The organism is Glutamicibacter endophyticus, assembly GCF_048457885.1.
Lineage (GTDB): Bacteria > Actinomycetota > Actinomycetes > Actinomycetales > Micrococcaceae > Glutamicibacter > Glutamicibacter endophyticus.
Window position 1 is genome coordinate 3,201,240 of the sequence record NZ_CP174200.1, and the last position, 12,678, is coordinate 3,213,917.

Annotated in this window: 13 protein-coding genes; 8 read left to right on the plus strand and 5 right to left on the minus strand. The window is 62.8% G+C overall.

Annotated features, from left to right (window positions below):
• Positions 1 to 107: 107 nt before the first annotated feature.
• From ACJD00_RS14940 to ACJD00_RS14950, 3 genes are all read right to left on the minus strand, one after another.
• Positions 108 to 1,277: a hypothetical protein gene (locus ACJD00_RS14940; protein ID WP_309409762.1), complete on the minus strand. Its 1,170-nt coding sequence runs from the start codon at positions 1,275 to 1,277 to the stop codon at positions 108 to 110.
• 164 nt (positions 1,278 to 1,441) lie between these two features.
• Positions 1,442 to 2,380, minus strand: a complete 939-nt coding sequence (gene puuE, locus ACJD00_RS14945; RefSeq protein ID WP_418907684.1) for an allantoinase PuuE — start codon at positions 2,378 to 2,380, stop codon at positions 1,442 to 1,444.
• A gap of 143 nt (positions 2,381 to 2,523) precedes the next feature.
• A complete protein-coding gene (locus ACJD00_RS14950; protein WP_418907685.1) occupies positions 2,524 to 3,177 on the minus strand; it encodes a 4a-hydroxytetrahydrobiopterin dehydratase in 654 nt (217 codons plus the stop codon).
• A 361-nt stretch (positions 3,178 to 3,538) separates the two neighbouring features.
• On the opposite strand from ACJD00_RS14950, the gene ACJD00_RS14955 reads away from it, so the two are divergent.
• On the plus strand, positions 3,539 to 3,667 hold the full coding sequence (locus ACJD00_RS14955) for a hypothetical protein (RefSeq protein ID WP_418907686.1): 129 nt from the start codon (positions 3,539 to 3,541) through the stop codon (positions 3,665 to 3,667).
• Positions 3,668 to 3,705: 38 nt separating this feature from the next.
• Here the strand turns inward: ACJD00_RS14955 and ACJD00_RS14960 are convergent, their stop codons facing one another.
• A complete protein-coding gene (locus tag ACJD00_RS14960) occupies positions 3,706 to 5,403 on the minus strand; it encodes a purine-cytosine permease family protein (protein WP_418907687.1) in 1,698 nt (565 codons plus the stop codon).
• Positions 5,404 to 5,585: 182 nt separating this feature from the next.
• Between ACJD00_RS14960 and ACJD00_RS14965 the strand changes: the two genes are divergently transcribed.
• Genes ACJD00_RS14965 through ACJD00_RS14995 form a run of 7 tightly spaced genes read left to right on the plus strand, consistent with a single transcriptional unit; the run spans position 5,586 to position 11,647 of the window.
• Positions 5,586 to 5,897 carry an urease subunit gamma gene (locus ACJD00_RS14965; protein ID WP_309409769.1) on the plus strand — a complete coding sequence of 104 codons (312 nt, stop codon included), beginning with the start codon at positions 5,586 to 5,588 and terminating at the stop codon, positions 5,895 to 5,897.
• Positions 5,894 to 7,948, plus strand: a complete 2,055-nt coding sequence (gene ureC / locus ACJD00_RS14970) for an urease subunit alpha (RefSeq protein WP_418907688.1) — start codon at positions 5,894 to 5,896, stop codon at positions 7,946 to 7,948. Before ACJD00_RS14965 ends, ureC begins: the two co-directional genes overlap by 4 nt.
• A 12-nt stretch (positions 7,949 to 7,960) precedes the next feature.
• Complete coding sequence (gene ureE / locus ACJD00_RS14975) at positions 7,961 to 8,446, plus strand: urease accessory protein UreE (protein ID WP_309409772.1); 486 nt, start codon at positions 7,961 to 7,963, stop codon at positions 8,444 to 8,446.
• Positions 8,427 to 9,092 carry an urease accessory protein UreF gene (locus ACJD00_RS14980; protein ID WP_418907689.1) on the plus strand — a complete coding sequence of 222 codons (666 nt, stop codon included), beginning with the start codon at positions 8,427 to 8,429 and terminating at the stop codon, positions 9,090 to 9,092. The genes ureE and ACJD00_RS14980 overlap by 20 nt, the downstream gene beginning before the upstream one ends.
• A 33-nt stretch (positions 9,093 to 9,125) precedes the next feature.
• On the plus strand, positions 9,126 to 9,740 hold the full coding sequence (gene ureG, locus ACJD00_RS14985) for an urease accessory protein UreG (RefSeq protein WP_309409776.1): 615 nt from the start codon (positions 9,126 to 9,128) through the stop codon (positions 9,738 to 9,740).
• Positions 9,701 to 10,564: an urease accessory protein UreD gene (locus tag ACJD00_RS14990; RefSeq protein WP_418907690.1), complete on the plus strand. Its 864-nt coding sequence runs from the start codon at positions 9,701 to 9,703 to the stop codon at positions 10,562 to 10,564. The genes ureG and ACJD00_RS14990 overlap by 40 nt, the downstream gene beginning before the upstream one ends.
• Before the next feature lie 24 nt (positions 10,565 to 10,588).
• On the plus strand, positions 10,589 to 11,647 hold the full coding sequence (locus tag ACJD00_RS14995) for a HoxN/HupN/NixA family nickel/cobalt transporter (protein WP_418907691.1): 1,059 nt from the start codon (positions 10,589 to 10,591) through the stop codon (positions 11,645 to 11,647).
• Here ACJD00_RS14995 and ACJD00_RS15000 read toward each other — a convergent pair.
• On the minus strand, positions 11,644 to 12,600 hold the full coding sequence (locus ACJD00_RS15000; protein WP_418907692.1) for a helix-turn-helix transcriptional regulator: 957 nt from the start codon (positions 12,598 to 12,600) through the stop codon (positions 11,644 to 11,646). The two genes, ACJD00_RS14995 and ACJD00_RS15000, sit on opposite strands and share 4 nt — an antisense overlap.
• Between the last annotated feature and the right edge of the window lie 78 nt (positions 12,601 to 12,678).

Sequence of the window (12,678 nt, forward strand, 5' to 3'; positions counted from 1 at the left end):
ACGCGCTACCCCAGTTTTGGCCGCTACGCACCTATTAACAGGTCACTTTTGGGTCACGGTCGATTTACTTGCGGATTTAGGCGCATGGTTCCCATCACACTCGGTGATTAGGGGCCTTCGAGCACTGTCCCGGAGGCCGCGTCGAGGGTGTAGTTGGCCGATTCGTAGCCATTGTCGAAGGAGAAATGCGCCTGCGGATCGGCGATCGTCTTGCCGTAGTCGTCACCGCCTATTTCGTTGTTGCGGCCACGTTCAACGTAGTAGCTGGTTTGCTCATCCAGGTGAAGATCACCACCTTGCCCAGCACTACGCACGGCCTGCCAGATCGCGTTCCAATTGATCTTGGAGGCACGGTAGAACTCGCGTTCGTCCTCGGGCTGGATGGTAGCGGGCCCCTCATTGCGCAGCTCGCCACGGCGGTAGATCCAGTCATCTGCTCGCAACCCGGTCGCGTCAACGGCGGCCTCGATAGTTACGAACTCCGGGTAGGCGCGTACGTTAAGCACCCGGTCGTGCCCGACCTCTCGTTCCAGGGCTTGCAGTGCGAGCTCCACCGAGTATGGTTCACGCATATCTAAATGCAGTTGGCCGTGCTCCTGCAGCGCATAGACGCTCTGCGACAGGGCAGCACGATAGGGATAGAGCACTGCGGTGACGGTCAGAGTAAAGATCAGGGCGAAAAGTATGGCGCGCCAACCTCGGCCCTTGGGCCCAATACCCAGCAGTGGCTTGCGGCGCGTTCCGTCCTCGCGCAACCCACCGGGCGCCGGGCGCTGGATGTCGCCGGCCTGCGCCATCGAGGGGATACTGGTACGGGACCAGATCTCCGCGTGCGCATCCGCATCAAGCAGGGCAACGTCGGGCTCTCCCGGGAGCAGTTGCACCACAACCCGGCGCATTCCTGGCTGCACACCCGGTAACTGACTGACCGGAATGACCGAGCGCAAGATCGTTCGGTAGGCGGCTTCGTGCGCCGGTTGCACCGTGAGTTCAAGTTCGCACAGTGGTTGATCATTGATCTGCGTACCGGTTTGTCTTAGCGCATCGATACGCGCCAAGGACACCCGTCCTTCATCCTGGGCCTTGCGTACGAGCGCGGTCGGCGGGGCCTGGATTGTACGCATGGTTCCGGAGATTCCCCAGAGCACCGCGGCGGTGATAGCCAAGCCTAAACCCGGACCCCACGCGCCGACTCCGGCCCCCGGAGGCCCGACCACAGTGGCCGTAATGCCGCCGACGAGGAGACCTAAACCAACGAAGAACAGTGCACGGATCATTCACTTATCTTATCGGCGGATTTAATATCGACTGGACCGCGCGGACCGCACGGCGCCTCCACACAGCTTTATTCGCCCACCTCACCCTCTGACGAATGCTTGTTAACGAAAGACTCCCGGAGACGACAGTCACGCTGTCATCTCCGGGAGTCGTTGCGCTGGCTTTAGCGTGCGGCGTTCTCCGGGTGGTGCTTCTCGTGCCAGTGGCGGGCGATGTCCACGCGGCGGGTAACCCAGATGTCCTCATGGGACTTGACGTACTCCAGGAAGCGGCGCAATGCGGCCGCACGGCCCGGGCGACCCACTAGACGGCAGTGTAGACCGATCGACATCATCTTCGGCGCACCCTCCTGACCCTCTTGGTAGAGGGTGTCGAAGGTGTCTTTGAGGTAGCTGAAGAACTGGTCGCCCGAGTTGAACCCCTGGGCGGTCGCGAAGCGCATGTCGTTGGCTTCGAGGGTGTAAGGAACGATCAGGAAGGGCTTACCCTCGTCGGTGCTGACCCAGTACGGCAGATCGTCGGCGTAGCTGTCGGCGGAGTAGAGGAATCCGCCTTCTTCCTGCACGAGGCGCAGGGTGTTATCCGATGGCTTGCCCTGGTAGATACCGTAGGGGCGCTCACCGGCGACCTCGGTGTGCAGGCGGACGGCCTCACGAATGTGGGCGCGCTCGACCTCTTCGGGAACATCCTTATATTCCAACCAGCGGTAGCCGTGGCTGGCGATTTCCCAGCCGGCCTCGTTCATCGCGGCGACGGCTTCGGGGTTACGCGCCATGGCGGTGGTAACGCCGTACACGGTGACGGGCAGATCTAGGTCGGTGAACATGCGGTGCAGGCGCCAGAATCCGGAACGCGAACCGTACTCGTAGATGGACTCGATGTTCAGGTTGCGCTGACCCTGCCAAGGAGCCGCACCAACGATTTCGGAGAGCAGGCACTCGGAGGCTGCGTCGCCGTCCAGGATGTTGCTTTCGCCGCCCTCTTCGTAGTTGACCACGAACTGCACGGCGAGCTTGGCGCCGCCCGGCCACTGCGGATCCGGGGTGTGGCGGCCATAGCCGACGAATTCACGAGGGCTGGACAGGTCAATGAGGTCGTTCATGACGATTCGCTCATCCTTTCGTTCGGTGAAACTCTGCTTCCGGTTGGTGGAAATGTGCTCCCACTCACAAGATACGCCTTCCGGGCCCCGAAAGGAAACCGTTACGCCCAATTCTCGGTCGCGCGGAGCACCGAACCAATCACCTACTGCTCATGCGGCGCCTCGGTACAAAAACAGAACCGGTTGCCCTGCGCATCGGTCACGACCGTCCAGCTCGGGGTTCCGACATGGCCCAACGCCCCACCAAGCTTCTCGGCCTGCTCGAGTTTAACCGCCGCGTGTGAAACCGGCATATTGATATCCATATGCAAGCGGCTGGTATTTGGCGTGGGCGTGACTTGGAACCATACCGCCGGGCATCGACCATGGGGATCCACGAGAGCGCCGGATTTGTCGCGCACATAACCCAGGGCCTCGCGCCACAGTTCGGCGATCGGTTCGGGGTCATCGGTGTCGATGCAGATATCCATGGTGCGCACCAGTTCCAGACGCACCTTGGCCTCGGCAGCCTTGGCCTTCTCGGAGATGGTGGCGGCAAGGTTCAGATCGCGGTCGGTCACTCCGCCGGCATCGTGGGAACTGAGCGCCACGAACAACATATCGTACCGCCAGTCGACATCTGGGTGGTGGTTCGCATCCTCGGCGGCTGCCGCCACGGCAACGAAGAGCGAGGTGGCCACGCGCGAAGAGTTGAATTTATAAGCGGTGCGCAGCGCGCCGTCCACATACCGCCAGTCGGGCAGCTCTTTCAGGCGGTCAACGATGGTGTCGCGGTCTAAGGGCTTGGGGGAAGTCATCGGCACATCCTTTCTAGTCCAGCGACATGGATCACATGCCACGGCTTCCAGTCTGTCACCGCTCTAGACCCACCGCTAGGGCGCGCCAGATGGATTCCCCTGAAGAAGCGGGGAATGAAAAGTTGCCAGCGGCCAGCCCCGGTCGACGCAGTACGTCTTCTGCGCCGAACTCGCGGCCCGGAGCTCAACCGGGATTGCGGGCAAGGAGCCGGATGAGACTAGTCAGAGGTCACCGACGCCCGCTACCGCACGGTTGATGCTACGGTGATTTTGTTGCCTCTCACGCTGTGAAGAGGTCGTCAGTTACGTGTTGTGCACCGTCTGATTAGCCAATCAACTACCCCATCATCGGAGCCCCTTTATGGAACAACTATTAGAACTGCTCGCCTTGACCCAGAGCAGCTTCAGTGACGCACTAGCCGTCCTTTCCGAAGAACTCCCGCACCTCACCGATACCATCATCGAGCAGCTTCGGGAATTGTTCCGCTAGGGATCAAGCACGTCCGGTCGCTACCCATGGCTCACGATCTAACGAATTGGCGGATCTGCCGGTAGCAGGTGTTCACCGGTGCGGTCGGTAGCCAGCGCCAAGGAAGAGATGTACTGTCTCTCGCCGTTTGGGCCGGGCACCGCAGAGGCCACCATATCGGGGCGTTCGAAACTCAGCCCGGTCACACAGCAGGTCAACTGCTCATCGCTGGGGTTGCCCTCGGCATCCAGCAACGGAATCTCGATTCCGTCGTCGCCCCGTCGCAGGTAGTACCGCCCCTTGGTGGCCACTGCCAGAATCGGCGGCAAGAACAGCGCCAAGGCCACGGCCACCAGTGGGCTGAAGGGTTGCAACTGCGGACCGAAGAGGCCGAAGAAGACGGCGATCGAGGCGACCGCGGAGAGCAACATCGAGATGAATCCCACCGGGTTGACGGCGTAGAGCATGCCGCGGCGGAACTCGGGGACCTTTGGCGAGAGCTTAAGTAGGTACTTGTTGATGGCGATGTCACTAGCCACTGTGACCACCCACGCCATGGCGCAGTTGGCGTAGAAGCCCAGCACGGTATTGAGGAAGTCGAACATGTTCGCTTCCATCAACACCAGGGCGATGCCGAGGTTCACCAGCACGAAGACCATACGCCCCGGGTAGGTTTTCGTCACGCGGGTGAAGGAGTTCGTCCACGCCAGGGATCCCGAGTAGGCGTTGGTGACGTTGATTTTGATTTGCGAGATCACCACGAGCACCACGGCTAGGCTCATCGCCAGCCACGCGGGCATCATCTCACGGTAGACACCGAGGAACTGGTGGACCGGCTCGTTAGCCGTGGCCGAGGCCTGCGGATCCAGTGTGGCAATCAGATACACGGCGATAAACATGCCGGTGATCTGTTTGATCGCACCGAAAATAACCCAGCCCGGACCACCGAGGATGACCGCGGTCCACCAACTGCGCGCATTGGCCGCGGTCTTCGGCGGCATGAAGCGCAGGTAGTCGATCTGCTCGGCGATCTGAGCCATCAATGAGAGGCAAACACCGGCGGCCAGCATGGCCGAGGCGAAGTTCACCCCTCCGCCGGTTCCTTGTTCGCCGGCGTAGCTTAGAAACCTGTCCACCGATTCCGGGTGGGAGGCAACCAGATACACCAGCGGGACGACCATCAACACCAGCCATAACGGTGTGGTCCACACCTGTAGCTTGGCCAAGGTCTTCATCCCGTACACGACCAGCGGAATGACCAGCAACGTAGAGAGCGCGTAGCCCAGCGGCTTGGGAATACCCAGCCCGAGTTCCAGCCCCTGTGCCATGATGGCGCCTTCCAGGGCAAAGAAAATAAAGGTAAAGGTCGCGAAAATGACGTTCGTGACAATCGAACCGTAATAGCCAAACCCCGAACCGCGGGTGATCAGGTCCAGGTCGAGGTTGTAGCGTGCCGCGTAGTAGGCCAGTGGAAAGCCGGTGACAAAGATAATGAGTGCGGCGATCAGCACGCCGGTGATCGCGCTGGCCGTCCCGTGGGCCAGGGCAATATTCGCGCCAATGGAGAAGTCCGCTAGGTAAGCGATCCCACCGAGCGCGCTGGTGGCGACAACTCCCGGTGCCCACTTCCGGTAGGAACGCGGGGCAAAGCGCAGAGTGTAGTCCTCCAAGGACTCCTTGGCCGCATTCATCTGCCCCTGTGTGGAGGTGCTGGCGGCTACCGGAGCTGCGTGCTGTGGCTGATTTGTCACTGTCATGGCTCCAGCCTAAAAATCACATGTTTCACGGGCCGCGTTAGTCATGTAACCAGCTCGTAAATTGCAACTCACCAAGTAAAGCCTCGGTTAAGCGGTCGCACAGGCGATTCATGCCAAGACGTTGCCAGCCAGTGACATAGTCGCAACATGCGTGAAACACATCGTTACTAAGCTCAACGATTATGCGATTGACTGACAGGGAGCAAGAGAAGCTCATGATCGTGGTGGCGGCCGATCTGGCCCGCCGCCGGCAGCAACGGGGACTGCGTTTGAATTACCCCGAAGCCATCGCCATCATCACCTATGAGTTGCTCGAAGGCGCGCGCGACGGGAAGTCGGTGGCCGAGCTGATGTCATTTGGCACCACCATTCTCTCCACCGACGATGTGCTCGACGGGGTCCCCGAAATGATTCACGACGTACAGGTGGAGGCCACCTTCCCGGATGGAACCAAACTGGTCACCGTCCACGACCCGATCAGGAGCGCGGCATGATCCCCGGAGAACTCATCCCGGCCGAGGGGCACGTCGAGCTCAATGCATCGCGTCCCCGGGTGACCGTGACGGTCTGCAATACCGGCGATCGTCCGGTACAGGTCGGTTCGCATTTTCACTTCGCAGAGGCCAACCGTGCGCTCGAGTTCGATCGGGAGGCAGCCACCGGCTACCGACTCGATATTCCGTCGGGAACGGCCGCGCGTTTCGAACCGGGCGATCGGCGCGAAGTACGTCTCGTGGTCTTGGCCGGAGGCCGCGAAGTCTACGGCCTACGCTCGCTCACCGACGGGCCACTTCCGGCAACCGTCGTGCCGGATAAGAAGCCTCAAGGGCTCTCGATCCCGCGCCGGCAGTATGCCGAACTTTACGGACCCACCACCGGCGATAAGGTTCGGTTGGCCGATACCGAGCTCTTCGCCGAGGTTGAAGACGACCTCACCGTGTACGGCGAGGAGGTGGTCTTCGGCGGCGGCAAAACGATCCGCGACGGTATGGGCCACAACGGGCGGTTGCCTCGCGCCGCCGAGATCGCCGACACCGTCATCACCAACGCGCTGATCATCGACTACACCGGGGTGTACAAGGCCGACATCGGGCTACGCGACGGACATATTCACGCCATCGGAAAAGCCGGTAACCCGGACATCCAAGACGGGGTGGATATTGTGATCGGCGCGTCCACCGAGATCATTGCCGGCGAGCGCAAGATCCTCACCGCCGGCGGCATCGATACCCACATTCACTTCATCTCCCCCACCCAGATTCCCACCGCGGTGCAGAACGGCATCACCACCATGATCGGCGGTGGCACCGGCCCGGCCGAGGGAACCAAGGCCACCACGGTCACCCCGGGCCCGTGGCATATTTCCCGTATGCTCCAGGCGGCCGAGGGGCTGCCGGTCAACCTCGGGTTTCTCGGTAAGGGCCACGCCTCGGCCACCGAACCGCTGGCCGAGCAGATCCGTGCCGGGGCGATTGGGCTGAAGATTCATGAGGACTGGGGCGCAACCCATGCGGCCATCGACACCTCATTGCGCGTGGCCGACGAATACGACGTGCAGGTCGCCATCCACACCGACACGCTCAATGAATGCGGTTTTGTCGAGGACACCGAGGCAGCCATTTCCGGCCGGGTGATCCACACCTTCCACACCGAAGGGGCCGGTGGCGGACACGCACCGGATATTATCGCGCTAGCCTCGCGGGAGAACGTGCTGCCGGCCTCCACCAATCCGACGATCCCCTACACGGTGAATACGGCCGAAGAGCATTTGGACATGCTGATGGTCTGCCACCACCTGAACCCGGATATTCCCGAAGACATGGCCTTCGCCGACTCGCGGATCCGCCCCGAAACCATTGCGGCCGAGGACGTGCTGCACGATCTGGGGATCTTCTCGATCATGTCCTCCGATTCGCAGGCCATGGGACGGGTGGGCGAAGTGGTCACCCGCACCTGGCAACTGGCCGATGCGATGAAGCGGCGGCGCGGGGCGATCGACGAGTCGGGGGTGAACTCCGCGGCCAACGACAATTTCCGGATTCGCCGGTACGTCGCCAAATACACCATCAACCCCGCCCTGGCCCAAGGCATCGCCGACACGGTGGGGTCCATCGAGGTCGGGAAGTTCGCCGATTTGGTGCTCTGGGAACCGGCCTTCTTCGGGGTCAAGCCGGATCTGGTGATCAAGGGAGGTCAGATCCTGAACTCGGTGATGGGTGATGCGAATGCCTCCATCCCCACCCCGCAGCCGCAGTTGCTGCGTGGGGCCTTCGCCGAATACGGCACGACCATGGCCGAAGCGGCCATCACCTTTCTGCCGAAGGCCGCCATCGAGGCTCAGGTCCCGGAAAGGCTCGGGCTGCGCCGCAGAATCCGGGCGGTGTCGGGGTGCCGCGAGGTTCGCAAGCAGGACCTGAAACTCAACGACAGCACCGCCCATCTCGAGGTGGACCCGCAAACCTATCAGGTACGTGTGGATGGCGAGCCGGTCGGCTGCGAACCGGTCGTCGAATTGCCCATGGCCCAACGCTATTTCCTGTTCTAGGAAGGACTTGTTATGTTGATCGATTCCCTGCAGGGCAACCTGTACGAACTGGATGAGGCGCAGGCACAGGAACTGGCGCAGCTACACCACGAATATGTGTTGCTCTCCGGCGCGCAACTGACCAAACGCATCCAACGGCTACGCACCGATCACGACCGCGAGCTAGGGTTACGTCTGCCCGGAGGTCACCGCGACCTGCGTGACGGCGATATTCTGCACCGCGATGAGAAGGGGCTGGTGGCGGTGAAACTGCTACCCACCGATGTGTTGGTGATCAGCCCGCGAAGTATCGAGCAGGCCTTGTTCACCGCGCACTCCTTAGGCAACCGGCACCTGCAGGCGCAGTTCTTCGGCCCCGACTCGGCCTATGGCGCGGAGGTGATGGTGGTGCAATACGACCACACGGTCTGCGACTTTCTCGATGCGCACGCGGTGCCGTATGAACGAACCGACCGAGTAATGCCGGTGCCCTTCCGCCATGCCGAACACACCCACTAAGGGCGAAGAGCTCTCGCTGGTGCTGCAGTTGGCCGACTCGGCGTTGCCCACCGGGGCCTTCAGCCACTCCTTCGGCCTGGAATCCCCGATCGTCGCCGGGCTCATCGGCGATGAAGAGTCGCTGCAGCGCTGGCTGCGTAGCTACTTGGAGACCCAGCTGCTGTGCTCGGAGGCCTTGGCCATGCGCTGGATCTACGAGGGGCAAGATCCCGCTCGGGTACACGCACTGCTGGCGGCGGCCACGGTGGCGCCTCAGGTGCGGCTGGCCAATCGCCGCATGGGCGCGCAACTGATCAAACTCGCCCCACAGCTCGACGGCACCCTCGGCACCGCACCGCTGCAGTGGCCCGAACACTTCGCACTGGGCTTCGCCCTGTTCGGCAAGCACCTTGGTCTGGACTTCACCGTTCTGGTGCAGGTGTTCTTGCATTCCTCGGTGACCACTCTGGTGCAGAACGCCGTACGCGCCATACCGCTGGGGCAGTTGGCCGGCCAGCGGGTGCTCAGTGCCCTGCGTCCGGCCATCGCGGCGGCCGCGGTGAAAGCCAGCACGCTGGACGAGCGGGAGTTTGGCAGCGCGGCCCCCGGACTTGAAATCGCCCAGCTGCGTCACGAACACCAGTCCATGCGCATGTTCATGAGTTAGCAGCCACACCACTAGTTGAAAGCAGGACCCACGATGAACGACCCGGTAATCATTGGCATCGGCGGCCCGGTCGGCGCCGGCAAAACCCAGCTGATCGAACGGCTGACCCGGGCGGCCAGCCACGAAATCTCCATGGCCGCGATCACCAATGACATCTACACCATCGAGGACGCGAAAATCCTCTCGGAAAACTCGGTACTCCCCCTCGAACGCATCATCGGCATTGAAACCGGTGGCTGCCCGCATACCGCGATCCGCGAGGACACCTCCATGAATGAGCAGGCCATTGCCGAGCTCAAGGAACGCCACCCGGACCTTCAGGTAATCTTCGTGGAGTCCGGGGGCGATAACCTCTCGGCCACCTTTAGCCCCGAACTCGCCGATGTCTCCATCTACATCATCGACGTGGCCCAGGGTGAGAAGATTCCGCGCAAGGCCGGTCAGGGCATGATCAAGTCGGACCTGTTCATCATCAACAAAACCGATCTGGCCGTGCACGTCGGTGCCGACCTGGCGGTGATGGAATCCGATTCGAAGGTGTTCCGTGGCGAGCGGCCCTTCTGCTTCACCAACCTGAAAACCGACGAGGGGCTCGAGGCGGTGCTGCAGTGGTTGCGCCACGATGTGCTGATGCTGGATCTGGTGTAGCCACCGAAACCGGAACGCTGCGCCTCGCCACACTGAATACGGGCGACGGCCGCACCCGGGTGAGCCAGCAATTCCACCGCGGAGCGCTGCGCATCCTGCGCGCCCACCCCACCGCGGAGCGCACCACCATCACCGTGGTCAATCCGGGCGGCGGATACCTCAGCGGCGACCGCTACCTGCTGGAATACCACGGCGGCGCAGGCACCCGCACCCTGCTGACCACCCAGTCGGCCACCAAGGTCTATCGCAGCACCGGTGAGCCCGCACGCAGCGAACAGCGCTTCTCTCTGGCCTCGGGGGCGGTGTTGGAAAACGTCCCCGACCAGCTGATCGCCTACGCGCACGCGCGCTATGAACAAGACACCGTGATCGAGTTGGCCGATGCCAGCGCCGGCTACTTCGGGGCCGAAATTATCACCCCGGGCTGGTCCCCGGACGGTGGAAGCTTCCGGTACGAGCAGGTCCGCTTACGTACCCGGCTAAGTGTTGCCGGCGCGCCGCTGCTTTACGAAAACCTGCTACTCGCCCCGGGAGAACATGCGGTCGACGACCCCGCCTGGTTGGGTACGAAGAGCCATTGCGCCTCGGTGGTCATTGCCGGCCTCGGCGTCGATGAGCGGCTCCTTGGCGAGATTCGCGCGCTCTGCGCCGAGGCAGAACCTCAGATACTCAGTGGTTGCGGACTGTTGGCCGGACCGGGCGTGGTGGTCCGAGCGCTGGGGGCCGACACCGGTCGGCTACGTGCGCTGGTCGATGATCTCGGTCGGCTCTATCAGCGCGCTCGCGGTCTCCCCGGCACCGGGTGGGACCTGCGCAAATACTGACATTTTCAATTCAAGGAGCACAGCATGACTCAAAGCTCGGTGGCCGGCCAGAAGCATCAGGTTCTCAAGGTTTTGGGCGGGGTTCTGGCACTGAATCTCGTGGCCTGGGGACTTTTCGCCCTCGCGGTGGCCGGTCACGGCTTCGCCCTGCGCGGCGGGCAACTCTTTACCGCCGGGCTCGCGACCAGCGCCTTCCTGCTGGGGGTGCGCCATGCCTTCGACGCCGATCATATCGCCGCCATTGATAACACCACCCGTACCCTCTCCGGCCGGGGCCTACCACATGCCAGCACCGGTTTCTGGTTTGCGCTGGGCCATTCGAGCGTCGTGCTCGGTGCCATGGTGCTGCTGGCCGCCGGAGCGACTGCCTTGGCCGGGGCCCTAGAGAATCCCGAGTCGTTGTTCCTGCACATCACCGGAGTCTGGGGCCCGGCTGTCGCCGGGAGCTTCCTGATGGTTATCGGGCTGATAAATCTTCTCTCGCTGGTGCAGCTCGTCCGGTCGATCCGGGCGCTGCGCTCCGGGGCGGACACCGCCCAGGGCTTGGAAACCGCATTGTCCAAACGTGGTGTGCTGGCTCGGGTAATCGAGCCCTTGGCCCGAAAGGTTGATTCGCCGGCCAAGCTCTACCCGCTGGGTTTGCTCTTCGGGCTGGGCTTCGACACCGCGGCCACGATCGGCCTGTTGGTCATCTCCGGCGGTGCGGCGCTCGCCCTGCCCTGGTACGTCATGCTGTGCCTGCCGTTGCTCTTTACCGCGGGCATGGTGACCTGCGACAGCCTCAACGGTCTGGCCATGGGCGGGGTCTACCGCTGGGCGCATAAGGAACCGGTCCGCCGGGCCGGGTATGCGCTGGTGGTCACCACCTTCTCCGTGTTCGTGGCCTTCGCGGTGGCCGCGGTGGTGCTCGGCGGGCTCGTCGAAACCCTGCGTGGCGAGCCAGTCCGGGTGATTTCCATGGTGGCCGGCATTGATTTGGAGTACTTCGGGCTGATCACCGCCGGCCTGTTCCTCGCAGTGTGGTTGGTTTCCTGGGGGCTATGGAAGCTTTCGGCACCACGAGGCACGTCCGTGACCAGCTAGTCGGCGGTGGCCCGGGCCAGTCGAGCCGACCATTCGTGGAGCATCTGGACCAAGGCGGCGGGGCGTACCTCGCTAAGTTCCGCGGCGGTGCTAGCGAGCGCAAACGCGGCCCAGCGCAGGTCGTTGGTGTCGGCTCGCACCCGGCAGGATTCCGCGCCGAGCTCTTCAACTTCAAACCAGCGTCCAATGGCGCGCCGTACGTCGCCGGTCGGGGCGTGGATCACCGCGCTGCATTCGTGGCGCTCGCTGCCGCGAAGCCCACGCCGAACGAACTCGGCCGCATCCCCGCCGGGGATCGGCCGGGGCGTGAAACGTAATGTCTGCGCCTTGGCGTCTCGGGCCCGGTCAACGCGGAAGCTGCGCCAATCTTGCCGGTCGAGGTCGAAGGCAACCAGGTAATACCGGTTGGCCACACTGACGAGGTTGACCGGTTCCACCCGTCGGGAGGTGGCACCGCCACGGGCGTCGACGTAGTCGAAGGAGATGCGCTCACGGTCGCGGCAGCCCTGTGCGAAAACCACGAGCGCTTCGGGTTCGGCGAATTCGGGAGCCGGTTCGCCTGACCCCAACGGCACCGTCGCCGTGGCTAGGGCCTGGACCTGTTTGCGCAACCGGGCCGGGAGCACCGGAACCACCTTGGTCAGCGCGCGCACCGATGCCTCGGCAAGCGAGCTCACCCCGGCGTGGGCGGCGGACTGCAGGCCCACCACCAGTGCGACGGCTTCATCATCGTCGAGCACCAGTGGCGGCAGGGCCGCACCGGCGGCCAGCTGGTAGCCACCGCCCACTCCCCGTTCGGCCTGCACCGGGTAGCCCAGATCCCGCAAACGTTCGACGTCGCGCCGTAGCGTGCGCAGGGAGACATCGAGTCGTTGCGCCAACTCGTCGCCGGACCAGTAACGATGCGTCTGGAGTAGTGACAGTAAGCGGATGAAGCGTTCGCTGGAGCTCATGAAAATATTCTCCTCTTATTGAGGACAAAAACTGACACTTATTGCTTCTACTCTTGAACCTACCAAGCCACTTCAAGC